The sequence below is a fragment of the Chlorogloea sp. CCALA 695 genome (assembly GCF_003003885.1).
In the GTDB taxonomy this organism is placed as follows: Bacteria; Cyanobacteriota; Cyanobacteriia; order Cyanobacteriales; family Chroococcidiopsidaceae; genus Aliterella.
In genome coordinates this window covers 115,236-140,134 of record NZ_PVWN01000004.1, presented here as the reverse complement: position 1 = coordinate 140,134, position 24,899 = coordinate 115,236, and the positions used below count along the sequence as shown (strand labels likewise).

At 43.2% G+C, this 24,899-nt stretch carries 20 protein-coding genes; 12 read left to right on the top strand and 8 right to left on the bottom strand.

Annotation, left to right across the window (positions count from 1 at the left end):
• Positions 1-140: 140 nt before the first annotated feature.
• Together cphA and C7B70_RS03950 are read left to right on the top strand one after the other, a co-directional pair.
• The gene (gene cphA / locus C7B70_RS03955) at positions 141-2,828 is read left to right on the top strand and encodes a cyanophycin synthetase (protein ID WP_106367771.1); all 2,688 of its coding nucleotides are present in this window, start codon (positions 141-143) and stop codon (positions 2,826-2,828) included.
• A 114-nt stretch (positions 2,829-2,942) separates the two neighbouring features.
• Positions 2,943-3,416, top strand: coding sequence for a hypothetical protein (locus C7B70_RS03950; protein ID WP_106367770.1), 474 nt, complete (start codon positions 2,943-2,945; stop codon positions 3,414-3,416).
• Positions 3,417-3,536: 120 nt separating this feature from the next.
• On the opposite strand, the gene C7B70_RS03945 is transcribed toward C7B70_RS03950, so the two are convergent.
• The 3 genes from C7B70_RS03945 to C7B70_RS03935 all read right to left on the bottom strand — a co-directional run bounded on the left by C7B70_RS03945 (position 3,537) and on the right by C7B70_RS03935 (position 5,837).
• The gene (locus C7B70_RS03945) at positions 3,537-4,208 is read right to left on the bottom strand and encodes an ABC transporter ATP-binding protein (protein WP_106367769.1); all 672 of its coding nucleotides are present in this window, start codon (positions 4,206-4,208) and stop codon (positions 3,537-3,539) included.
• A 14-nt stretch (positions 4,209-4,222) separates the two neighbouring features.
• Positions 4,223-4,498, bottom strand: coding sequence for a hypothetical protein (locus tag C7B70_RS03940; protein WP_106367768.1), 276 nt, complete (start codon positions 4,496-4,498; stop codon positions 4,223-4,225).
• A 199-nt stretch (positions 4,499-4,697) separates the two neighbouring features.
• Positions 4,698-5,837 carry an RpoD/SigA family RNA polymerase sigma factor gene (locus tag C7B70_RS03935; RefSeq protein ID WP_106367767.1) on the bottom strand — a complete coding sequence of 380 codons (1,140 nt, stop codon included), beginning with the start codon at positions 5,835-5,837 and terminating at the stop codon, positions 4,698-4,700.
• 776 nt (positions 5,838-6,613) lie between these two features.
• On the opposite strand from C7B70_RS03935, the gene priA reads away from it, so the two are divergent.
• A complete protein-coding gene (gene priA, locus C7B70_RS03930; RefSeq protein ID WP_106367766.1) occupies positions 6,614-9,100 on the top strand; it encodes a primosomal protein N' in 2,487 nt (828 codons plus the stop codon).
• Here priA and C7B70_RS03925 read toward each other — a convergent pair whose 3' ends face one another.
• The gene (locus tag C7B70_RS03925) at positions 9,101-10,894 is read right to left on the bottom strand and encodes an ABC transporter ATP-binding protein (RefSeq protein WP_199192039.1); all 1,794 of its coding nucleotides are present in this window, start codon (positions 10,892-10,894) and stop codon (positions 9,101-9,103) included.
• A 67-nt stretch (positions 10,895-10,961) separates the two neighbouring features.
• Between C7B70_RS03925 and C7B70_RS03920 the strand changes: the two genes are divergently transcribed.
• Positions 10,962-12,020 (top strand): trans-acting enoyl reductase family protein, encoded by a 1,059-nt coding sequence (locus tag C7B70_RS03920; protein WP_106367764.1) that lies wholly within the window; start codon positions 10,962-10,964, stop codon positions 12,018-12,020.
• A 76-nt stretch (positions 12,021-12,096) separates the two neighbouring features.
• Here C7B70_RS03920 and chlP read toward each other — a convergent pair whose 3' ends face one another.
• Complete coding sequence (chlP, locus tag C7B70_RS03915; protein ID WP_106367763.1) at positions 12,097-13,317, bottom strand: geranylgeranyl reductase; 1,221 nt, start codon at positions 13,315-13,317, stop codon at positions 12,097-12,099.
• A 323-nt stretch (positions 13,318-13,640) separates the two neighbouring features.
• On the opposite strand from chlP, the gene C7B70_RS03910 reads away from it, so the two are divergent.
• The 6 genes from C7B70_RS03910 to C7B70_RS03885 all read left to right on the top strand — a co-directional run bounded on the left by C7B70_RS03910 (position 13,641) and on the right by C7B70_RS03885 (position 19,635).
• Entirely contained in the window at positions 13,641-14,660 is a 1,020-nt protein-coding gene (locus tag C7B70_RS03910) for a sulfate/molybdate ABC transporter ATP-binding protein (RefSeq protein ID WP_106367762.1), read from the top strand.
• A gap of 42 nt (positions 14,661-14,702) precedes the next feature.
• On the top strand, positions 14,703-16,349 hold the full coding sequence (locus tag C7B70_RS03905; RefSeq protein WP_106367761.1) for an ABC transporter substrate-binding protein: 1,647 nt from the start codon (positions 14,703-14,705) through the stop codon (positions 16,347-16,349).
• A 4-nt stretch (positions 16,350-16,353) separates the two neighbouring features.
• On the top strand, positions 16,354-17,379 hold the full coding sequence (locus C7B70_RS03900; protein WP_106367760.1) for an ABC transporter permease: 1,026 nt from the start codon (positions 16,354-16,356) through the stop codon (positions 17,377-17,379).
• A gap of 182 nt (positions 17,380-17,561) precedes the next feature.
• Entirely contained in the window at positions 17,562-18,023 is a 462-nt protein-coding gene (rimP, locus tag C7B70_RS03895; protein ID WP_106367759.1) for a ribosome maturation factor RimP, read from the top strand.
• A gap of 34 nt (positions 18,024-18,057) precedes the next feature.
• Positions 18,058-19,326, top strand: coding sequence for a transcription termination factor NusA (gene nusA, locus C7B70_RS03890; RefSeq protein WP_106367758.1), 1,269 nt, complete (start codon positions 18,058-18,060; stop codon positions 19,324-19,326).
• 66 nt (positions 19,327-19,392) lie between these two features.
• The gene (locus C7B70_RS03885; RefSeq protein WP_106367757.1) at positions 19,393-19,635 is read left to right on the top strand and encodes a YlxR family protein; all 243 of its coding nucleotides are present in this window, start codon (positions 19,393-19,395) and stop codon (positions 19,633-19,635) included.
• 295 nt (positions 19,636-19,930) lie between these two features.
• Here C7B70_RS03885 and C7B70_RS26255 read toward each other — a convergent pair whose 3' ends face one another.
• Positions 19,931-20,092 (bottom strand): hypothetical protein, encoded by a 162-nt coding sequence (locus C7B70_RS26255; protein WP_158260468.1) that lies wholly within the window; start codon positions 20,090-20,092, stop codon positions 19,931-19,933.
• A gap of 92 nt (positions 20,093-20,184) precedes the next feature.
• Between C7B70_RS26255 and infB the strand changes: the two genes are divergently transcribed.
• Both infB and C7B70_RS03875 read left to right on the top strand, forming a co-directional pair.
• On the top strand, positions 20,185-23,205 hold the full coding sequence (gene infB / locus C7B70_RS03880; RefSeq protein ID WP_106367756.1) for a translation initiation factor IF-2: 3,021 nt from the start codon (positions 20,185-20,187) through the stop codon (positions 23,203-23,205).
• Positions 23,206-23,324: 119 nt separating this feature from the next.
• Positions 23,325-23,525, top strand: a complete 201-nt coding sequence (locus C7B70_RS03875) for a hypothetical protein (RefSeq protein WP_106367755.1) — start codon at positions 23,325-23,327, stop codon at positions 23,523-23,525.
• Positions 23,526-23,715: 190 nt separating this feature from the next.
• Here C7B70_RS03875 and C7B70_RS03870 read toward each other — a convergent pair whose 3' ends face one another.
• Together C7B70_RS03870 and C7B70_RS03865 are read right to left on the bottom strand one after the other, a co-directional pair.
• Positions 23,716-23,913, bottom strand: coding sequence for a hypothetical protein (locus tag C7B70_RS03870; RefSeq protein ID WP_106367754.1), 198 nt, complete (start codon positions 23,911-23,913; stop codon positions 23,716-23,718).
• A gap of 221 nt (positions 23,914-24,134) precedes the next feature.
• Positions 24,135-24,872 (bottom strand): SDR family oxidoreductase, encoded by a 738-nt coding sequence (locus C7B70_RS03865; RefSeq protein WP_106367753.1) that lies wholly within the window; start codon positions 24,870-24,872, stop codon positions 24,135-24,137.
• Positions 24,873-24,899: the final 27 nt, after the last annotated feature.

Here is a 24,899-nt window from a genome sequence, read left to right as displayed (position 1 = left end):
CAGAAAATATTTTTGCTAATAGTCATTTGACAACTAAAGGCACAAAGGTTAGGCAAAAAACTGTTATCCACGAACAGTTAATTAGTCAAATCCCGGTAGAAACTATTTAATTGGTGGCGAATCAACAAACGCATATAGACATGAGAATATTAAAAATCCAGACGTTACGCGGGCCCAACTATTGGAGCATTCGACGACATAAACTCATAGTCATGCGACTCGATTTAGAAGAACTTGCAGAATCGCCCTCCAATGAAATTCCTGGCTTCTATGAAGGTTTAGTAACGGCGTTGCCAAGTTTGGAGGAACACTTTTGCTCTCCAGGCTGTCGGGGTGGCTTTTTTAGCCGGGTAAAAGAAGGGACGATGATGGGACATATTATCGAACACGTAGCCCTAGAATTGCAAGAATTGGCGGGGATGGAAGCGGGTTTTGGTCGTACCCGCGAAACCTCTAGCGCGGGAATATATCAAGTAGTTATTGAGTATCAAGACGAACAAGCCGGACGTTATGCCGCTAGAGCCGCCGTGCGCCTGTGTCAAAGTATTGTAGAAAAAGGTAGTTATGCTAAAGAAGACCTAGAGCAAGATTTGCAAGATTTGAGAGAATTGGCTCAAGATGCGTCTTTAGGGCCAAGCACCGAATCAATTGTCAAAGAAGCTCAATTAAAGGGTATCCCCTGGATGGCTCTTGATACTCGCTTTTTGATTCAAGTGGGGTATGGTGTTTATCAACAGCGATTGCAAGCAACAATGAGCAATCGCACAGGGATATTAGGGGTAGAGCTTGCTTGCGACAAAGAAGGCACTAAGCGCATACTAGCCAGTGCTGGAGTACCAGTGCCAAGAGGTACGGTAATTAATTATTTAGACGAATTGACCCAAGCGCTGGAAGATGTCGGCGGTTATCCAATTGTAATTAAGCCCCTTGATGGCAATCATGGCAGAGGAATTACTATTGATATTCGGACGCTAGAGGAAGCCGAGAGTGCTTACGATGCGGCTAAAGAAGTTTCAAAATCGGTAATTGTCGAACGCTACTATGTCGGGAGTGATCACCGGGTGCTAGTGGTTGATAGTAAAGTCGTAGCGGTAGCCGAGCGCGTACCCGCCCATGTGATCGGTGACGGTGAAAATACGGTAGCTAGATTAATTGAAATCATTAACCAAGATCCCCACCGGGGAGAAGGACACGAAAATGTCTTGACCCGAATTGAAGTAGATCGTACAAGCGAAGCATTACTACAAAGGCAGGGCTACGAGCTAACTTCGGTGTTACCCAAAGGCGAAATATGCTACTTGAGAGCTACAGCAAACCTGAGTACGGGCGGTATTGCGGTAGATCGTACTGATGATATTCATCCCGAAAATGTCTGGCTGGCGCAACGAGTAGCAAAAATTATCGGCTTAGATATTGCTGGGATAGATATTGTCACGACAGATATTAGTAAGCCGTTACGCGATGTAGATGGCGTAATTGTCGAAGTAAACGCCGCCCCAGGTTTTAGAATGCACGTATGCCCCAGTCAAGGCATACCCCGCAATGTCGCCGGAGCAGTGCTAGATATGTTATTTCCTCCCGGTAAACCCAGCAGAATTCCGATATTAGCTGTTACTGGAACAAACGGTAAAACTACGACCACCAGGCTGCTGGCGCATATTATGAAGCAAACCGGAAAGACGGTAGGCTTTACAACTACTGACGGCACTTATATCGGCGATTATTTAGTAGAGCCAGGAGATAACACAGGACCGCAAAGCGCTCAACTAATTTTGCAAGATCCCACGGTAGAAATAGCTGTATTAGAATCGGCACGGGGGGGGATTCTCCGCTCTGGTCTGGCTTTTGATGCGGCAGATGTGGGCATAGTGCTAAACGTGGCGGCCGATCATTTGGGCATTGGTGACATTGATACCGTAAATCAGATGGCACATTTAAAAAGTGTAGTGGCTGAAGCTGTAACGCCCAAGGGTTATGCCGTACTAAATGCGGATGATGAATTAGTAGCTCAAATGCGATCGCGTGTTAATTCTGAGCTTGCCTACTTTACCATGAACTTAAATAATCCTTTGGTACAGCAGCACATTGGGCAAGGCGGTTTGGCGGCGGCTTATGAAAACGGCTACCTATCGATTCTAAAGGGCGATTGGACGCTAAGAATTGAGCAAGCTGTTAATGTACCTTTAACTATGGAAGCAAGAGCGCCCTTTATGATTGCCAATGCTTTGGCTGCTAGTGTGGCAGCTTTTGCCCAAGGGGTAAGTATTGAGCAAATCCGCGCAGGTTTAACTACCTTCCGCGCTTCGGTGAGCCAAACACCAGGGCGGATGAATATGTTTGATTTGGGTGGCTACAACGTACTGATAGACTACGCTCACAATCCCCACAGCTACGAAGCGTTGGGGGGCTTTGTCCGCAATTGGCCGGGGGAGCGAGTGGGAGTAATTGGCGGGCCAGGCGATCGCCGCGATGAGGATTTTGTGACTTTAGGCAAGCTATCGGCACAAATATTTGAGCGCATCATCATTAAAGAAGATGACGACTTGCGGGGACGAGAGCGGGGATCGGCGGCTCAATTGATTGCTAAAGGCATTGTGCAAGCCAAGCCAGATTGCAATTACCAAATAGTTTTAGATGAAACCGAAGCAATTAATAAAGCTCTAGATGAAGCTCCTAGTGGTGGCTTAGTCGTAGTTTTACCGGAAACCGTCAACCGGGCAATTAGTTTGATTGAAGCGCGTCGCCCAGTAGGGCAAAACGGACAATCTAAAGGAGCGGTGGTGGTTGATACTGGCAGTATTAAGTCTTCTATTGCCAATACTGTTTAAATTAGACTAGCGATCTTGAGTCAACGGTGCTGTGCTACAACTTTAATTTGGGTTTGAACTTCCTTAAAATACTAAGACAGTGCAAAAATACTAATAAATAAATGTGCAAAATTTATGGTGGAACGTCCGATTAAGAAATCAGAGCGTCCAATCGCTCCTCCTAGTGAAGTTGAAGCCCAAATACAGGAAACTCAACCTAGCGCCGTTGAAGATAATCTTGACGTTGCGATCGCATCGCCGATTAAGAAATCAGAGCGTCCAATCGCTCCTCCTAGTGAAGTTGAAGCCCAAATACAGGAAACTCAACCCAACGCCGTTGAAGATGGTCTTGAAGTTGCGACCGTATCGCCGGAAAAGCGTAAAGTGATTCCTTCCATACCAGGCAAAGAAAGGTCTAAAAGTAGAGGAAAAGGCTCTAATCGGGAAGAAGAACCAGCGACACCGCCCATGAATATGGCTTTGATGCGCGGCCCCAAACCCACAAAGCCCAAACCTCCTGTAGCTGCGGCTCCTCCAGAGGAATTAGAGTCAAGCTCAGATTCAAATTCAGATTCAGATTCAGAGCTTGAAACTGCCCCCCAAGAGTAAGTTAAAATTCTCAAGAAAAAACCCCTAGACTAATCTGGGGGTCTAAAATTTGCCCTTGCATAATAGTGATAAGAGTTAAGGCTTAACCTTTGACTTATCTCAATGCCAAATTTTTTATTATTACGGCGGTGGGGATTGAATCAAACGTTGCTTTAATCGTTGTGCATCGCCACGATCTACTACTGATCCCCGATCTAGCAAAAATGCCCCGTCGCAATAATTTAACTCCTCTAATCTATGAGTTACCCATAGAGCAGTTAAACCCCGACTTTTGACTAAATTTTGGACTTGGGCGACTAATTCTAATTGACTATCTGGATCTAGTAAAGCTGTAGGTTCGTCTAATAACAATACTTCGCACTGACGGGCGATCGCTCCAGCGATCGCTACTCGTTGTTTTTGCCCACCACTGAGCGCATAAATTGGTCTTCTTTGCAACTCTAGAATATTGACGGCGGCTAAGGCTTCCTCAACGCGCTGGCGGACTCTAAAAATTGGCAATTGTTCTTCCACCAATCCAAAGGCTACATCTGCACCGACTGTAGGCATTACCAATTGATGATCGGGGTTTTGGAATACAAAGCCAACAGGATGCAAAATTTGCACCAATCCTGACTTAGGGGTTAATAACCCGGCTAATAACTTAAGGAGAGTAGATTTGCCACTGCCATTAGTGCCTAGAAGCATCCAAAATTCGCCTTTGGGTACTTCTAAAGAGCAGGCGTTTAAAACCTGCTCTCCTTGATGCCAGCTAAAATCTAAGTCAGTCCCTTGAACGGCAATTTCCGCCATCTTTACCTTAGTGATTAAGTAGCTTCACCTAAAGCAAAAAATCCTGGTGGTCTATTCCCACCAACGGCGGAACCGTCTTTTTGAGCGATCTGGATGCTGAGAATTTCACTCACACGCACTGCTACTTTTTTTTCAGTTTGGCGATCACACGTTAGTTCCATAATTTCTGGTTGCCCGGAGCGCATCGCCGCTACAATCTCGGTATAAACCGCCTCCGCGTCTTCGCTGGTTTTTCTTTGTACTGATACTGGAAAGGCGGTACTTTTTAAGGTTAAATCGATAAAAATCATGGTTTTGGCAATAAGCGCTTTATAAATTTCACTTTAAATGATTTTTAAGTTTGGTTCAATCAAACCTTTAAAATTTTAGGGATTTTCCTAAAATCTACTCCCTAACTAAAATCCATCTAAATTAGTTGGCGGATAATTTTGCGCTCTTTTTGCGATTGTAGGTGCGCTCGCTACTTTCAATTTTTATTACCCAGAAATTTTATACTAGCCAACCTTTCAACCGTTTAGCTATTTGGGGTCGTCTTAGTTTTCGCATAGCTTTACTTTGAATTTGTCGCACTCTTTCGCGGGAAAGATTGAACAAGCAGCCTACTTCTTCTAAAGTACAAGGTTCGCTAGTTGTTAAGCCATAACGTAAGGAAATCACGTCTTTTTCTCTAGGTGTTAGTACGTCGGCTAATACATCCCAAATTTCTTGACGCATCATCATTTCAGTCATTTGCTGTTCGGGCGATTGTCCTTCTTCATCTTCGAGTAAATCTACAAGTTCAGTGTCTTCTTCTTTCCCGACTCGATGGTTTAAAGACAGCGATTTGCGCCTTAATTGTTGCAACTGACGCAGGTGTTCGGGAGTTGTATCTAAAGCTTCTGCTAGTTCGTTTTCTGTAGCGTTGCGATGTAGTTTTTGCTTAATTTCTCGTTGGGCTTTTTTGAGTTTATTTAGTTTTTCGACAATATGAATTGGCAATCTAATAGTTCGCGCATCATTAGCGATCGCTCTTGTAATCGCTTGTCTAATCCACCAATAAGCGTAAGTAGAAAACTTATAACCTTTGTCAGGATCGAACTTTTCTGTAGCTCGATTCAATCCCATTGCTCCTTCTTGAATTAAGTCTAAAAACTGTACTCCTCGATTCAAATATCTCTTAGCAATCGATACTACTAAACGTAGATTTGAGCGAATCATTTTGCGCTTGGCTACTCTACCTTGATACAGCTTTTGTTCTAGCTGGCGTTCGGTTAAACAGAGTGCGGCGGCGGCTTCTGCTTGGCTGGTGCTACGATTTAATTCGCTACTTAGGCGCTTTTTCAGTTCTTCTACTTCTACTAAAAACTGTACTCGTTTTGCTAACTCTACTTCTTCTTCTGCTTTTAGTAACGGATAACGCGCCATCTCTTTAAAAAATGCCCCTACTGCGTCATCTGAATCGGTTTTACGGTATCCTGATGGTCTAGCGGCGGCTAAACTATCTCCATCTCTATCTTCCGATTCTGCAACTTCTATTTCTTCTCCGGCGGTTATATTTAAAGATGTTTCTTCTAAATCATCCGTCGGAGAACCAATTATTTCTTCGATTGGCAATAAAACATCGATGGAGTCTAATTCAGTAATATTCATATTTACGTCTAGGTGAGATGTAACTGATGTACTTTGTAACAACAATGCTTTTACATAAATAAGTGAAGACAATTTGTTTCAACCTATTCATTCTTAAGCCGATAGCCTTTTAGATAAGTAGATATTAAACTTGATGGTGATTTTTAATACGATAACTTTCTCCTATTAGTTATTTGGCTAATTCTGTTTTTATCCTAACGTTAATCTAAAAACAAGGGTTTTTACTGAGGCTCTAAATTCAATCTGTTTTATTTCTGTGCTTGACTACGTTAAGTTGCCAAAAGTTGCTTAAATTGACATATATCCTGCTACCAAAATCGATGTTTAAAGTTAATTTTAGGTAATTTATTAAGTAATATTTGATGAAATTACAACCAAAATATCGAAATTTATGAACAAACTTTGCAACTTTATTGTTTTAACAACTACTTTTGTATGTAGGTCTTTACAATGAAGGATGGCAATATTTGATTGTTGTGCTAGAAAAGTTTATTTAAGGGATTCCTAGTAAAGGATTAGACATTTATACCTAAACGTTACTGATTTATTAACCTCAAAAACAGAATCTCATATATATCAAAGCTTTACTCTCTACCGATGGGGAGAAAATAATGCCTTTTAAAATAAGTAGTTGCGTAAAATTAGTAACAACTTTTAAAGTCAGTATTCAATACTACCTATACAAAATTGTAATTATTGCCACTTATTTGAACAGCAGTCGGTATAAAAAAGATAATATTTTAAACTAAAGCTTTAATTACGGATGTCTAGCTTTTATGTATATTCCTAAGTTAAACGGGTCAAATTTTATAGTAGCGGAGCCTGTAAGCACTTATCAAACAAGATCGAACAATACTAAATACTGGATTGAGGTACTGGTAGATTGTCCCGGCGCTACGGGGATATATACGTACAAGTTGCCGGAAAATATGTCATTTGCGCAACCAGGTAGTATTTTAAGTGTTCCTTTTGGTACGCAACAAGTGGGCGCGATCGCAATTCGGTTATTAGAGCAACCAAACGCTGATATACCTATTAACAAAATCCGCGAAGTTGAAGAAGTCGTCAGCGTCGGCTTTTTTAGTGCAAATTACTGGGAATTGTTGCAGCAAGTAGCCGATTATTACTATACCTCGTTGATACAGGTAATTAAGGTTGCTTTACCACCAGGATTACTAGGGCGAAGTCAGCGCCGCATCCGTCTAAAGGTAGAAAATATACCTTTAGGGGCAGAGACTTTTTTACCTACTACTGCTGCTCAAGTATTGCAATTGCTTCAAGCTCAAAGTAAAGGTGACTACAGCGTTAAATATATTAGAAGCCAGATTAAAGGAGCGAATTGGGGAGTAGAGCAACTTTTAAAACGCGGTTGGGTAGAAAGTTATTTAGAATTGCCCAGGTACTCAAAACCACAGACAAAACAGGCGGTAACCCTAGTTGGGGATGTATTGTCGCCGGAATTAAATAAGCGTCAACAGGAAATAATCCAAGTTTTGGGCGATCGCGGTGGTGAATTGTGGTTAAATGAATTGCTTTTATTGTGCAAAACTACTTTACCTACCCTGAAAACCCTAGCAACTAAAGGTTTTTTGGTAATTGAACCGCGCGAAGTTCTGCGCCAAGAAACATCGCCATTACAAGCGCAAGATCGCCCAAAAACCTTAACAACTGCTCAAGCTGCGGCTTTGGAGACTATTAACAGTTTAGATGGCGTAGCAGAAGTATTATTGCATGGAATTACAGGATCGGGAAAAACTGAAGTATATTTACAAGCGATCGCACCGTTACTCGCAAAAGGCAAATCAGCCTTAGTTTTAGTTCCAGAAATTGGACTTACCCCGCAATTAACAGACAGGTTTCGCGCTCGTTTTGGGGAAAAAGTTTGCGTTTATCACAGCGCTTTATCGGATGGCGAACGTTACGACACTTGGCGACAAATGCTAACAGGAGAACCCCAAGTAGTCATTGGTACACGTTCGGCGGTATTTTCGCCTTTACCTCAGCTTGGTTTGATAATTTTGGATGAGGAACACGATAATAGTTTTAAACAAGATAGTCCTGTTCCTACCTACCATGCGCGAAATGTTGCTAAATGGAAAGCAGAGTTAGAAAATTGTCCGTTAATTTTGGGTTCGGCGACTCCAGCGTTGGAAACTTGGGTAAATAGAAATAAAGATAATAGTTATTACCTAGCTTTACCAGAACGGATACAATCGCGCCCTTTACCGCCTGTAGAAGTGATAGATATGCGTAATGAGTTGCAATTAGGCAATCGTTCCATATTTAGCCGCACCTTGCAAGAGGCGTTGGAGGAAATGAAAGAGCGATCGCAACAGGGGATATTATTTATTCATCGACGCGGACATAGTACCTTTGTATCCTGTCGCAGTTGCGGTTATGTCATAGAGTGTCCCAACTGTGACGTTTCTTTGGCTTATCACCATACTGAGGCTGAAGCGAGTAAATTATTGCAGTGTCATTATTGTAATTATGTGCGATCGCATCCCCGCAATTGTCCTGAATGTAGTTCACCATACTTAAAGTTTTTTGGGAGTGGTACGCAGCGAGTAGCGCAAGAATTAACTCAGCAGTTCCCCCAGTTGCGTTTTATTAGATTTGATAGCGATACAACTCGCACAAAAGGCGCTCACCGCCACTTATTAACCCAGTTTGCCAATAAAGAAGCTGATTTATTAGTGGGTACTCAAATGTTGACTAAAGGGCTAGATTTGCCCCAAGTTACTTTAGTTGGCGTAATGGCGGCGGATGGGTTGCTGCATTTGGCAGATTACAGGGCGAGTGAAAGAGCCTTTCAAACCCTTACCCAAGTGGCTGGGAGAGCAGGTAGAGGAGACGATCCAGGGCGGGTAATTATCCAAACTTACACCCCCGATCATGCTGTAGTTCAGGCGGTACAACAGCACGAGTTCGAGCCTTTTATTGCTACAGAGTTAGTCGAAAGAGCAGCGTTGAATTATCCGCCCTATGGAAGGTTAATTTTATTGCGGTTAAGTAGTGTAGATGCGGAGATTGTAGAACAAACAGCGCAAAAGATAGCCGAGGTTTTGGCAAATACGGCTTACGAAATATTGGGGCCAGCACCCGCCAGCATTTTGCGAGTAGCTAACCGTTATAGATGGCAAATTATGGTTAAATTTACCGATGAATCTTTGCCACAATTACCTAATTGGGAAGAAGTGCGATCGCATTGTCCGCCTTCAGTTAGCTTGACTATTGATGTAGATCCGTTAAATATGATGTGACTACTTTTCAAGAGTCTTTAAGCCCGATTGGACGCGCCATAAACTCGCATAAATTTTTTGCTGTGCTAACAACTGCTCGTGAGTTCCCTGTTCTACCAATTTGCCATACTCCATCACATAAATGCGATCAGCATTACGTACCGTAGAAAGGCGATGAGCGATCGCAATAGTTGTTCGATTGGCGGTAATTTTTTCTAAAGACCTTTGAATCGCCGCTTCGGTTTCATTGTCTACGGCGGAAGTAGCCTCGTCTAATATTAGTATGGGCGGATTTTTTAAAACGGCACGGGCGATCGCAATTCGTTGTCTTTGTCCCCCCGATAGCTTTTGTCCTCGTTCCCCCACAATAGTTTCATAGCCTTGGGGAAGTTCTTTTATAAATTCGTGCGCTTCAGCAATTTTAGCCGCCGCTATTATCTCTTTTTCGTTAGCTGTAATCGTCCCGTAGGAAATGTTTTCGCCTACTGTACCGTGAAATAAAAACACATCTTGACTAACTAAACCAATATGCGATCGCAAATTTTTAAAATCTAACTCGCGGATATCTACCCCATCTAAGCTAATAGTTCCCGATTGCACCTCATAAAGCCGCAGTAATAGCTTAACTAAGGTACTTTTACCCGAACCCGTAGAACCAACAATAGCGATCGTTTTCCCCGCCGGAATGTGTAAAGACAGGTTTTCAATTACGGAGTTGCGCCCATTGTAAGCAAAATTGACGTTTTCAAACTCCAACTCACCTAATACCTGCGGTAACGAAATATTGCCTGTACGAATTGCAATTGGCGTATCGAGTAAATTCATTACCCGTGTAGTTGAAGCCATCGCCCTTTGATACTGATCGAAAGTTTCGCCTAATCTAGTCAATGGCCATAATAAGCGCTGAATTAAAAATACCAAAGTGCTGTAAGTACCGACAGAAATATCGCCCCTTACCGCCGCCAAACCGCCGTACAACAACAAAGCTGTAAAACCCGCCAAAATAATCATCCGAATTAACGGGACAAAAGCTGCCGAAAGTGCGATCGCATGACGATTACTTTGACGATAAGCTTCGCTATCCTTCCTCAACCGATTAATTTCGTACTCTTCGGTAGTAAAACTTTTAATAGTTGTAATACCAGTCAAATTATTAGTTAGCCGCCCATTAAGCAAACCTACCGTTTCGCGCACCGCAGCGTAACGGGGAGCTAAACGGCGTTGAAAGGCGATCGCCCCCCACAAAATAAATGGCATTGGTAGCATTGCCATCCAAGCCACACCAGGAGCCAAAATAAAGAACGCACCGCCAATAATTAGTACCGTGGTAGTGACTTGAATTAAATCATTTGCGCCTACATCCAAAAATCGCTCTAACTGGTTAATGTCATCGCTCAAAATCGACATCAAACCGCCTGTACTGCGTTCTTCAAAATAGGCAAGTTCCAACTCTTGCAAATGGCTATAAGCGTCTATTCGTAAGTCATGCTGAATATTTTGGGCTAAATTGCGCCACAACCGAGCAAAAGCATATTCAAAAACTGACTCTAGAATCCAAACAATTACCGTCAAGACCGAAAGAATTAAAAATTGGCTGTAAACATCTTTTACTCCTAACTGGGCAATAATTGAATCTTGTTGCTTAACGACTACATCTACCGCAATCCCGATTAAAGCTGGTGGTGCGAGATCGAAGATTTTATTTAAAATTGAGCAAGTAGTCGCCAGCCAAAGTTGCTTTCGATAGTTGCTACTGTAAGCAAATAGACGCTGGAGTGGTTGATTGGTAGTTATTTGCTTTTTAGGCGATCGCACTGACACTATAAACAAGTCCAAATACTAAACTTTAATCATAGAAGTTAACGATCAAGTCGATAAATAGATGACTCCAAATTTTTTGTTATATGGTGCTAACGGCTACACGGGCGAATTAATTGCTCGGTTAGCGGTACAACAAGGACTGCGACCAATTCTAGCGGCTCGTAACTCTCAAAAAGTTGCCCCTCTTGCCACTGAACTAGGTTTAGAATACCGCGCTTTTGCGTTAGATAACCAATCAGCAACTGATTCGGCTTTAGCGGACATAACAGTAGTGCTACACTGTGCGGGGCCATTTTCTCAAACTTCTGCACCTATGGTTGCTGGCTGTTTGCGTTCTCAAACTCACTATTTGGATATTACGGGAGAAATTAGGGTATTTGAAGAAATCGCTTCTCAGGATACTTTGGCAAAAACCGCCGGAGTGATGTTACTTCCGGGTGTCGGCTTTGATGTTGTTCCCTCCGACTGTCTCGCCGCCCACCTCAAAGGGCGACTACCATCAGCAATACGGTTAGCACTTGGGTTTCAAACATTAGGACGCATCTCTAGAGGCACGGCTAACACGATGATAGAAGCTCAACATCAAGGAGGAAAAATTAGGCGCGATGGAGTTTTGACGACTGTTCCGGCGGCTTTTAAGACTCGCTCAATTGACTTTGGACAGGGTAAAGTTGAAGCGGTAACAATTCCCTGGGGCGATGTAGCTACAGCTTTTTACAGTACAGGTATTCCCAATATAGAAGTTTATGCCGCGTTTCCTGCCTCCACACGTATTTTAGCGATCGCACTTCGCTATGTTGGTTGGTTGCTAAAATTGCCAGCAGTGCAGAATTTTCAAAAACAGTTAATTCAAAATCAGCCTCCAGGGCCTAGTGAAACCGAACGCGCTGAGGGAAAAACCTATCTATGGGGAGAAGTAGAAGATAGTACGGGTAAGCGATTGAGTTCGAGATTGCAATGCCCAGAAGGTTATACTCTTACTGCTTTAACGGCTGTAAAAATTGTGCAAAAGGTACTGGCGGGAGAATATACCTGCGGCTTTCAAACCCCTGCAAAAGTTTATGGCGCAGACTTTATTTTAGATTTTCCAGGGGTTGTACGTGAAGATTTTGAAAATTGATCGTGCTATTTAAACAAGTAAGGGCAGGCTAGAAGCCCACCCCAGGAAGATTTGTTTAAATTCTTACAACCTATCTTTAAGGCGCAAGAGCATTACCACGAATCAAACTTGCCAGAGTTTTAGCAGTAATTTTGAGTTGAGTAAAAGGATTTGCTGGAACTACAGTTTTGTACAAATAACTATCAAAGGTTAGCTTCTGTACATCCATATCAGCGCACATTTCTACAAACGCCTCGCGGGTAGCATCGGTACGATAAAACACTGATTGCAAAATGTCCAACACTTTGTAAGTCAAGCCATACTTTTTATCCCAGCGCTTGAGGTAAAGTTTAAGATCGTTTTCGGTGGGAATTTTTGCGCCACTATTGGAAACTTCAATAATCGTTTCGGCGCACATCCGCCCAGATTTTGCCGCAAAATAAATTCCTTCCCCTGACGACTTAGTAACATAACCCGCCGCATCGCCGACTAAAGCCACTCTACCAACTACACGGCGAGGTCTGGGGTGTTCGGGGATTGGGTGAGCTTCAACTTTGATGATTTCGCCGCCAACTAATTTTTTAGCTGCGCGTGCGCGGATACCTGCTTGTAATTGTTTGATACTAGCTTTGTGTACCTGCATAGTTCCTGTACCGACGGCTACGTGATCGTATTTGGGGAAAACCCAAGCGTAGAAATCTGTCGAAACATCATCGCCTACATACATTTCTGCTAAGTCGTTATAGTAGTCCATTTGAGCTTGAGGTAAACGGATGCGCTCTTGAAAAGCGATCGCATAGTTGTAATCCCCAGCGTCAATTTCTTTAGCAATACGTGAATTAGCACCGTCAGCGCCAATAATTGCATCTACTTTTAAAGTTTTAGCTACACCTTGAGAGCCACCTTCGTTGTGGTCTACATAGTGAATTGTATAAGGATCGGTATTGTTAGTTGGAATATCAAGTTTATGGACGGTGGCATTAATTAAATTAGCACCTAAGCTGGCTGCGCGATCGCGCATAAAACCATCCAACACCTCACGGCGACACATCCCAATATATTCGTCTTCATTAACCAAATTAATATCTACTTCGCGGTTGGAGGGCGAAATCATTTTCATCTTCCGCACCTTACGGTCAATGATGTGTGGTGGCAAATCAAACTCACTAACCATACACAAAGGAATTGCCCCACCGCAAGGCTTGGCATTGTCTAGCTTACGCTCAAACAAAAAAGTCTCAATACCTGCTTTCGCCAAGGTTTCCGCAGCCGATGAACCTGCTGGCCCTGAGCCAACAACCGCAACTCGTAAAGTCAAAGCGCTTCTCCCAATCTTCTACAGCAAGAATTGCATGGTATCACGGACTTTTTGCTCTTTCACCTCAAAAGGGGCAATATCTGCCTATTTTGAAATACAGCTTAACAACTCCATATAAAAGTTAAGTAATCATTGGCAATTTTGGCATTTTTGACGCTAATCTTTTGCCACCATCAGATATATGCTATAAAAACTACTGTATCCCTATAGATAAACCGGGAAATACAAGCTAAAGATCAAAGGCGATCGCAATATCGAGTTAAACGATAATGTTATTCATGCCTTTAGATTTAACGCCTTCTAATTTATAAAGAGGTTCGGTCGTGGGAATTGTCGTTGAAAACGTCTCCAAAAAGTTTGGCAGTTTCCAAGCCGTTGATGGAGTTGACCTAGAAATAAAAAGCGGCTCTTTGGTAGCTTTACTTGGGCCATCAGGTTCGGGCAAATCAACGTTACTGCGGCTGATTGCGGGGCTAGAAATGCCTGATCGCGGTAAAATTTGGCTAACAGGAACCGATGCGACCGCCCAAAGCGTCCAAGAACGCAATATTGGCTTTGTGTTTCAACACTACGCTTTGTTTAAACATTTGACAGTACGGCAAAATATCGCCTTTGGTTTAGATATTCGCAAAGCCAGCAAAGCAAAAATAAAAACGCGGGTCAATGAATTACTAGAATTAATCCAATTGATGGGACTAGGCGATCGCTATCCATCGCAATTATCGGGCGGTCAAAGGCAGCGCGTAGCCTTAGCTAGAGCCTTAGCGGTGCAACCCCAAGTATTGCTTTTAGATGAACCTTTCGGCGCTCTTGATGCCAAAGTGCGTAAAGATTTAAGAGCATGGCTGCGACGGCTACATGATGAGGTTCACGTTACAACAGTATTTGTGACCCACGACCAAGAAGAAGCGATGGAAGTAGCCGACGAAATTGTCGTCATGAATAAGGGCAATATCGAACAAATCGGTACACCCGCCCAAATCTACGATCATCCAGCTACCGCCTTTGTCATGAGTTTTATCGGCCCAGTCAATGTTTTGCCTAGTAACTCCAAAATGTTTCAAGGTAATGGGTTTCACTCAGCGTCTCCAGAAGTCTTTTTGCGCCCTCAAGACGTGGTAATCGAAAAAGATCCAAATAATGGCAGCACCGTACCCGCAAGAGTTAATCGGTTAATTCATTTAGGTTGGGAAATTCAGGCAGAACTAATATTAGATGACGGTCAAGTAGTTACCGCTCACCTTAGCCGCGATCGCTTTGACGAACTAAATTTAGAACCACAACAGCGAGTTTACGTCAAGCCCAAGGATGCTAAATCATTTCCGTTGTACTATTCAATTTAACTAAGCTGTTGCTTGTATTTAATTGAGTAGTTAATTTCAAACATGATTGATTTGCGCTTGTCTGTCAAAAAATGGATATCTATATTCAAATTTTTAGGTTTAGCTTCTGTATGTTGTTTGCTGGTAGTTAGCTGTAATAGCCGCCCAAATGCAACCCAAACCACCACCCCCAGCGCCGTAACTAATACTCGTTTGAGCGTGGGAACAACCTTAAAACCGCGTACCCTCGATCCGGCGGATAATTACGAACTTGCGGGTAATAACGTCATGACAAGTTTAAGCGATCGCCTTTACACCTACAAGCTAGGTACAAACGACCTTGAACCCCAACTAGCCACAGCCTTACCCAAAATTAGCCCCGATGGGTTAACTTACATAATTCCCCTACGTCAAGGGGTTATTTTCCACGACGACACGCCGTTTAATGCCGCAGCTATGGCATTTTCGTTAAATCGATTTATTAGTAATGGCGGCAAACCTGCTTCGTTGTTATCTGATGTAGTGCAATCTGTTACAGCATCGGCGGAGTACGAACTAACAATTAAACTTAAAACTGCCTTTGCAGCGTTTCCTTCTTTACTTGCTTTTCCGGGAATGTGTGCGGTTTCTCCCAAAGCTTACGAACTTGGCGTAGGTAAATTTAAACCCGGTACTTTTGTCGGTACTGGCCCTTACAAGTTAGTTGAATTTTCCCCGCAATTAGTCAAAATGGATGCTTTTCCTAAGTATTGGGGTACAAAGCCATCGAATACAGGCATTGATATTTCAATTCTTAGTAATTCGGCGAATTTGTACAATACCTTCATTAAAGGTGGAGTAGATGTTGCTTACCTAGCCTTTAGTCCCGATCAAGTAGAAAGTCTCAAACAACAAGCAAATCAAAAGGGATGGCAAGCTTTAGAAGAAAAAAGCAATGTCGTCACCCACATGATGCTTAATGTCAAACAAAAACCCCTAGATAATGTAGTAGTTAGACAAGCAATAGCTGCCTTAATTGACCGATCGCTAATTACCGACCGCGTGTACAGAAAGCAAGCAGAAGCTTTGTACAGCATGATTCCTAGCACCTTCGAGAGCTACCAACCAATATTTCAAACTAAGTACGGTGATGCCAATATAGCTAAAGCAAAAGAACTTTTAGCCCAAGCGGGATACAACGCTAGTAATCCGCTCAAGTTAGAAGTATTTTATCCCGCAACTTCTACAACTAGAGAACAAATAGCTAGTCTGTTGCGAGAATACGTCAGCCAGAAATTAGCTGGGATAGTTGAGATTCAACCACAAGCAGCAGAATCAACGGCATTTTTCGGCGATATCGGCAAAGGACTATACCAAATAGCGTTATTAGATTGGTATCCAGACTTTGGCGATCCTGATAACTACATTCAACCCTTTTTAGGCTGCATCAAAGGTAGCGAAGCTGGTGGTTGCACCGAAGGCGCGAGTCAAAGCCAAGGATCGTTTTATTATAGCGATCGCATGAACAAACTAATCGCCCAGCAGCGCCAAGCACAAAACCCCGAAGCGAGACAAAAAATCTTCACCGAAATTCAAGAATTAGTAGCCACCGATGTACCCGCCGTTCCTTTGGTGCAAACAAAAGACTATGCTTTTGCTCAAAAAGGAGTGCAAGGCTTGCAAATAGACCCGATTTTGAAACTTCCACTTTGGCAAATGAGCAAAGGTTGAAATCATGTCAAGATCCAAATCTCTGCAATATTACATCCTCGTTCGCTTGATGTTAGTACCGCTTATGCTGCTAACAATCACTACCGTTGTATTTTTACTCTTGCGTGCAACCCCTGGCGACCCGGTGGATGCGGTGCTAGGAGTCCGCGCCCCTGAAAGTGTCAAACAAGAGTACCGCCTGCGATTGGGACTACTAGACCCCCTGTGGCTGCAATACGTGCGTTACTTAAGTAGCCTGCTGCGCTTAGATTTGGGAACTTCTATTACCAGCCAAGGCGAAGTAGTTTGGGACACTATCAAGCAATACTTCCCCGCTACCGTAGAACTAGCAGTTTTTAGCATGGCGACGGCTTTAATAGTAGGCATTACCGTAGGTGCAATCTCTGCTTCTCGTCCCAATTCTTGGTTAGATGTGGGGGGGCGATTGTTTGGAATTATTACTTACGCACTGCCTTTATTTTGGGTAGGAATGCTCGTACAATTAGTTTTTTCTGTACAGCTAGGCTGGTTTCCTTTAGGTTCACGCTTTCCCGTTTCTTCCCCTACTCCGGTAGGTTTCACCGGACTCTATACCATTGATAGTTTACTTAAAGGCGACTTAGGCAGCTTTTTTACAGCATTGTACTACCTATGTTTACCTAGCCTAACTTTGGGCGTATTACTAAGCGGGATTTTTGAGCGGATTGTGCGCGTCAACCTCAAACAAACCCTCCGCGCCGACTATATAGAAGCAGCAAGGGCTAGAGGCATTTCAGAACGGCAAATTTTAATCAGTCACGCCTTAAAAAATGCCCTAATTCCTGTAATTACAATTTTGGGATTAACCTTTGCGTCTTTACTAGGGGGAGCGGTGCTAACGGAGGTAACGTTTTCTTGGCCAGGATTAGCAAATCGACTCTACGAAGCAATTTCCCTGCGAGATTACCCCACAGTACAGGGAATATTAGTATTTTTTGCCACGATAGTAGTGCTTGCTAGTATTGCGATCGATATTCTCAATGCTTATATCGATCCCCGGATTCGTTATTAATAGTTTGGGTAATGGGTAATTGGTAATGGGTAATTAAGTAGTTCGCAATTCCTTCCTACACCGATAATCGCCCAATGAGATAAACTCAAAGTACAGACAGCCAAGTTTTGATTGTCCGTAACAACTTCTTAGAAATAGTTTTTCAGGAAGTGGGTATCTGCCCACTTTTTTTGTGTCCTAAAATGGCTCACCCTTTAATTCCCCAAATTATCGAACTGGCGACCCCCGTAGCAGAACAATTGCAACTGGAGGTTGTTGGAGTGGTTTTTCATACTAATCAAAACCCGCCCGTACTAAGAATTGATATTCGCAATCCCCAGCAAGACACCGGGTTAAATGACTGCGAACGCATGAGTCGGGCAATAGAAGCAACTTTAGAGGAGACAAATATTATTCCCGATGCCTATGTATTAGAAGTATCTAGCCCTGGGATATCCAGAGAATTAACAAGCGATCGCGAATTTATATCCTTTAAAGGGTTTTCTGTCATAGTCAGCGCTTCTAGTCCCCACAAAGGACAACAAGAGTGGACAGGGCAGCTAATTCGCCGCGACGACACTACACTTTATCTCAATATCAAAGGTCGAGAAGTCGAAATTCCCCGCTCTTTAGTAACAAAAGTTCAATTAAACGAGCGGCGTTAAATAGTAAAAAATTGTCCCTTATAAAGGTTTTATTATGTCAATGGTTAGTATTCCCGGACTCAAAGACCTGATTGAAAATATCAGTCGCGAACAAAATCTACCTAAGCATTCTGTCCAAGAAGCGCTTAGAGAAGCTTTAATCAAAGGTTACGAACGCTATCGTCGCACTCAAAACTTTGATAAACAGATTTTTGGCGAAGAATACTTTGACAATTTTGAAGTAGAACTTGATGTAGAGTACGGTGGGTTTCGCGTTTTAGCCACAAAAACCATCACTGACGATGTTGGCGATCCCGACCACGAAATTGCTCTTAGCGACGTGCAGGAATTTGAAGCAGATGCCCAAGTAGGAAACGAAGTAATTTTAGATGTCACCCCAGACAAACTAGAATTTGGACGCATGGCGGCAATGCAAACTAAACAAGTATTAGCCCAAAAATTGCGCGATCGCCAGCGCCAAATGATTCAAGAAGAATATCTTGAACTTGAAGGCGCGGTACTCCAAGCAAGAGTGCTACGCTTTGAACGCCAATCAGTAATTATGGCAGTCAATAGCGGCTTTGGTCAGCCAGAAGTCGAAGCGGAATTGCCCAAGCGCGAACAATTGCCCAACGATAACTACCGCGCCAACGCCACCTTTAGAGTTTTCTTGAAAAAAGTTAGCACTGGTCAGCAAAGAGGCCCCCAACTATTAGTTTCTCGTGCTGATGCGGGTTTAGTTGTCTACCTCTTTGATAACGAAGTCCCCGAAATAGAAGATGAAGTTGTCCGCATTGTCGCCGTAGCTAGAGAAGCAAACCCCCCCTCGCGTTATGTTGGGCCCCGCACTAAAATTGCCGTAGACACTCTAGAGCGCGATGTAGATCCCGTAGGCGCTTGTATTGGTGCTAGAGGTTCGCGGATTCAAGTAGTAGTTAACGAATTACGTGGAGAAAAAATCGACGTGATCCGATGGTCGCCCGATCCTTCAACCTATATTTCCAACGCCCTTAGTCCTGCACGAGTAGATGAAGTGCGGCTAATGAATACCGATAACCGTCAAACCCACGTCTTAGTAGCAGAAGATCAACTTAGTTTAGCGATCGGTAAAGAAGGGCAAAATGTCCGTTTAGCTGCCCGGTTGACTGGATGGAAAATCGACATTAAAGACCGCGACAAGTACGATCAAGAAGCGGAAGATGCCAAATTTGCCGAATTAGCCGCCCAATACCAAGCCCAAGCACAGGAAGAGGAAGAATACGACGAAGACGAGGATCAATATCAACAAGCTGAGGCAATTGAACCTACAGATGTTACAGCTTGATAAACAAACAGACCAAAACAAAGTATTAATCATACAATTTTCTTATCTGTTGCCCCCACTGCATCCATGAAACCTAACTATCGCCGTTGTATTAGTTGCCGCCGCGCGGCACTAAAACAAGAATTTTGGCGAATTATCCGCGTCAATCCCTCTGGGCAGTTACAATTAGATCGAGGTATGGGGCGTTCGGCTTATCTTTGTCCGCAAGTAGATTGCTTGCAGGCGGCGCAAAAAAAAAATCGATTAGGGCGAAGTCTTCGCACATCGATACCATCAGGGGTTTATGACACCTTGTGGCAGCGCCTATAATCACCCCCTCCTTGACTTAGCCCCAAAAGCACAACTATTATTTTTTTAATGACACCAAGCATTTTGGCATTCCACCAGCGCAATTACTTGTCAATAGATGTTAACCACATTGCGAGTAGGTTAGTGCCAAAATAGTAAAATAATAGGATATTGAGATAATTTAACTTAAATAGGCAAATTGAAAGCAATTTTTTTAAATTAGGCTAGTGCAAGAAAACAAAAACAGCCATACATACACAACAAGTCCGCAAACGCGACTGCCTTATTCCAGCAAAACTAGCTTTATTCAAGGGAGCTATTGCTTAAAAATTGGCAGAAAAGCCATTCTTAGAGGTGTTGCCCCCAGCAAAGCTACACCTTTAAAAGTTATAGGTGCAAACTGCTTGACAGTGTGCCTTTGGTTCGACGAAAACATCTCTCTTTCTTGGTTGGAGGCACGGGCAAAAAAATGAACCACAACCAATAACCCGGAACTTCAGTGAATGGCAGCCATTATCAAACCCTAAAGCGACCATTCAATTACAACTGTCAAGCAAAAAGGAAGAGTGGATGAACAACATTAAAGTCAGAATTTACGATTTATCAAAGGAATTAAATTTGGATAACAAAGAGCTACTAGCCATTTGCGAACAGCTCGATATCAGCGTAAAAAGTCACAGTAGCACGATCTCAGAAGATGAAGCAGAGCGTATTAGGACAGCCGCAGAAAAACAAATAAAACAAACCGTAGGTATACCTCCCCAACGCAAAGAATCCACAGCTAATTCAAAGGCAAACTCACAAATGTCCAACGTTACTAAACCAAAACCTGCTCCTAACAAACAACAAATTTTGGAAATCCGTAAACCCAAAATAAATCTCGCCAATTCCGATAACCCAGAATTACAAGATACCGATTACGAGTCTGAAATACAAAGTCCCTCTGTATCCCGGAACAACCCACCAGTCGCGCCCACTAGACCTGCCCCAGCACGACTATCAAGGCCCAACGGAGAATTTAATCTTGAAAACCAAAATGCTTCGGAAGACCAAAGTATAGCCTCCGTAACCAGACAATTTGAGCCACCAAGTAGACCAATGGCGGCAAAAATAGCTCAAACAGCTAACTTATCAGCAAATGCCCCAGAGCGACCATTATTAAGAAAGCACCAACAGCAAAACGCGATCGAGGCAACCCCTGATGGGGTAAGAAGTGATGCAAGTCCAGACAGACCAACTCGACGCACTAGCCCTGTAGGAGCAAGAGCAGACGTTACTCCTAGAAGTCAACCAGGAGTAGAACTAAATAGACCAAGACCAATTAGGGGAAGTGATGCCGTTAGCCCCAAACCAATGCGCCCGAAAGCAACGGCGGCGATTGGTGATGACATTGATCGCCCTGATGACGATGATAGCGTCAGGCTGAACGATGAAACTGAAGAACTACTAAAACGCCCCACCTTACCGCGTCCAGTAAAGGGCGGAGCGAAAAAATGGCAGGAAGAAGAAATCATCGACGACGGGCAAGATTCAGTTAAAACTGGCAAGGCAGCAACAAAACTTAAGCGCCTTAAGCCAATTATTGACTTAGAAGATGAGGAAGATTTAGACGACGCTCTCGACTCCGACTCACCAGTACAAGTTAGCTTGTCTGTAGCCCGTCCGCCCAAGCAAAAAGCCGCCCGTGTGACTCCTGCCGGAAGCCCGATCACAACTACCGCCGCACCAATACGAGGCAGAAAATCTAGCTCGTCTCGCAGCGACAATCGCCGTCGCCACGAACCCGAAGAAAAACAAGAACGTCCAGAAAAAATCGTAGTTACGGGAAATTTGACCGTCCAGGAACTAGCCCAAGAATTATCAGTTCCCGATACCGATATCGTTAAGATATTGTTTATCAAGGGTATGGCGGTTAATATTACCCAAAACTTGGATATTCCGACAATTAAAATGGTCGCCAGTGAGATAGGCACGGAGGTTGAAGTTGAAGCCCCCGAAGCTGAAGCTCGTAAAGTTACCGAAATGGTAGAGGTCGAGGACTTAGATTACCTCCAGCGTCGTCCGCCCGTCGTGACAATTATGGGTCACGTAGATCACGGCAAAACTACCTTACTAGACTCCATCCGCAAAACTAAAGTAGCTCAAGGTGAAGCGGGGGGAATTACTCAACATATTGGTGCTTACCATGTGGAGGTAGACCACGACGGCAAGAAAATGCCGATTGTTTTCCTCGATACTCCCGGTCACGAAGCTTTTACAGCGATGCGGGCGCGGGGTGCTAGGGTGACAGATATTGCCGTGTTAGTAGTCGCTGCCGATGACGGCGTGCGTCCGCAAACCATTGAAGCAATTAGCCACGCTCAAGCCGCTAAAGTGCCAATTGTTGTCGCCATTAACAAAATTGACAAAGAAGGCGCTCAACCAGATCGGGTTAAGCAAGAACTAACTCAGTTCAACTTGACACCGGAAGAATGGGGCGGAGATACTGTCATGACATCCGTTAGTGCAATTAAAGGCGAGAATTTAGACACTTTACTCGAAATGATCTTGCTAGTAGCGGAGGTCGAAGAACTCTCTGCTAACCCTGATCGCTTGGCAAAAGGTACAGTAATTGAAGCTCACCTAGATAAAGCTAAAGGCTCGGTAGCAACGCTGTTAGTGCAAAACGGGACGTTGAGAGTCGGCGATGTTTTAGTGGCTGGTTCTGCCTTTGGTAAAGTCCGCGCGATGGTGGATGACCGAGGCAAACGAGTAGATGCAGCGAGTCCATCTTTTGCGGTGGAAGTATTGGGATTAAGTGAAGTTCCCGCCGCCGGAGATGAATTTGACGTATTTGAGAGCGAAAAAGAAGCAAGAGCGATCGCACAGTTGAGAGCCGACAAACAACGCCAATCTCGATTGATGCAAGGACGAGCTACTTTGACCACCCTCTCGGCTCAAGCTCAAGAAGGAGAACTCAAAGAACTCAACTTGATTATCAAAGCTGATGTTCAAGGATCTTTAGAAGCAATTATTGGTTCGCTCCGACAATTGCCACAAAATGAAGTTCAAATTCGCTTGCTGTTAGCTGCTCCTGGAGAAATTACTGAGACAGATATCGACTTAGCAGCCGCTAGTAACGCTGTAATTGTCGGATTTAATACGACTCTTGCAAGTGGAGCTAGACAAGCTGCTGATGAGGCAGGGGTAGATGTTCGCGAATACAACATTATTTACAAACTCTTAGAAGACATCCAAGGCGCTTTAGAAGGTCTACTCGAACCAGAGCTTGTAGAAGAATCCCTTGGTCAAACCGAAGTTCGGGCGGTATTTACCGTTGGACGTGGTGCGGTGGCTGGTTGTTATGTTTTATCAGGTAAACTTGTACGCAACTGCAAAGTGCGCGTCAATAGAAACGGTAAAGTTGTGTTTGATGGCGCTCTTGATTCCCTCAAACGGATGAAAGAAGATGTCCGCGAAGTTAATGCTGGTTACGAATGCGGTATTGGCATTGATAAGTTTAATGACTGGGTAGAAAATGACATCATTGATGCTTATCAAATGGTAACTAAGCGCCGCACGCTGACAATGGTAGCGGCGGCTAGTAAGTAAAGCTCACTTTCCTATCTCTGGAGGTAAGAAAGTAACGGTAGAGAATTAGATACTTATATCTAATTCTCTATTCTTGCCCCAAATAATTACAAAATCTGAAAACTGAGGACTAAAAATATATGGCTCGTTTTCTAAATGCTACTGATCGCTCAGAGCAACCCCACATCTGGGAGCGACTAAAAGATGCGATCGCTTCTAGTTCTGGTTTTCAACGCTGGCAATTAGAGCATTATAGTTTTGACAATCAAATCCAGTCTTTGAGCTTAGATCATCAAGTACGGAGTTATTTGCGCGAAACTCTAGAAACTCTTGCGTACTAAACCTAGCGGATAAAATTAACGGGTAAAGTCTTAAATTTAAGACTTTACCCGTTTTTAATTATTTAAAACCTTGCTTAATTAAAAGGTGAGTTGAAAAACTTACCATATTAGTTAGATTTGATCAACTGAAAATCAAATTGTCGATTATTAAAAAATTATTAACTAGATAGCTGCTTGAGTTCATAATTGCCTATTCTTGAACAGAGCTTGGGCTAGTAGCTAGGCGCTGTTTATTTAGGCTCTGCAATTGATACAATAGCGATTCAATTTCTGCCTCTAAATGCAGGTATTTGACTTGCACAGCAACTTGATAGGGAATTGGTTGAGGATTCTTTAAATCGAAACTTACAGATTGAAAACGGGAAACTGGAGATAAACAAATAGTCATTATTCTTTAGGTAGTAATTGCTGCCTACTCACACCAACTTGTAATTGTAACCATAACTTAAAAATGTATCTATATTATTTGTGTCGATTTTAAAACTGGCTTTCTAAAGAAACTAAGGTAGCTTTAGTTAGAAAAAACCTTAGTTTTGCTCATTATGGTTACTTTTTTGCTGGGTTTAGGTAAGGTAACTCCCCAAACCCAGCCGGATTTAATTACTGCAACTACAACTGTTGAGCAGTAGGACGCAAAAGGATTTCATTAATATCTACTTCCTTTGGCTGCTCAATGGCGTAGGCGATCGCACTGGCTACGGCTTCTGCACCAATGGCGATTTCATAAAGCTGGTTGGCTCCTTTTGCAGCAGTTTCATCAGTAATATGATTAGTCAACTCTGTAGCAACGGCTCCCGGCGAAATAATTGTACACCGAATATCTTTACCTATTTCTTGGCGTAAGCCTTCAGTAATTGCTCGGACGGCGTACTTAGTCCCGCAATAAACGGCGGCGTTAGGAAACACTACATGACCCGCAACCGAGGATATATTAATAATGTGACCGCTTTGCGCTTTTTGCATCGCTGGTAGTACCGCCGCAATTCCATAGAGTACGCCCTTGATATTAATATCTATGGTGCGATCCCATTCTTCTACTAAGAGTTGATCGAGCCTAGACAGGGGCATAATCCCAGCATTATTAACCATGACATCGATTTTGCCATACTGCTTTAATGTCTCGTCGGCTAAAGCTTGGACTTGACTTTGTTTGGTTACATCTACTACCTGATAAGCGGCGGTTCCTCCGGCGGCTTCAATTTCTGCTACTAACTTATCTAGCTTGTCCGCGCGTCGGGCAGCAAGCATTAGTTTAGCGCCCCTTTTGGCTAACATTTTAGCTGTAGCCTCTCCAATACCACTACTTGCACCCGTGATAATGATGCTTTTTCCTGAAATTTGACTCATGCTATTTTCCTATACTTGTCTCTTTAG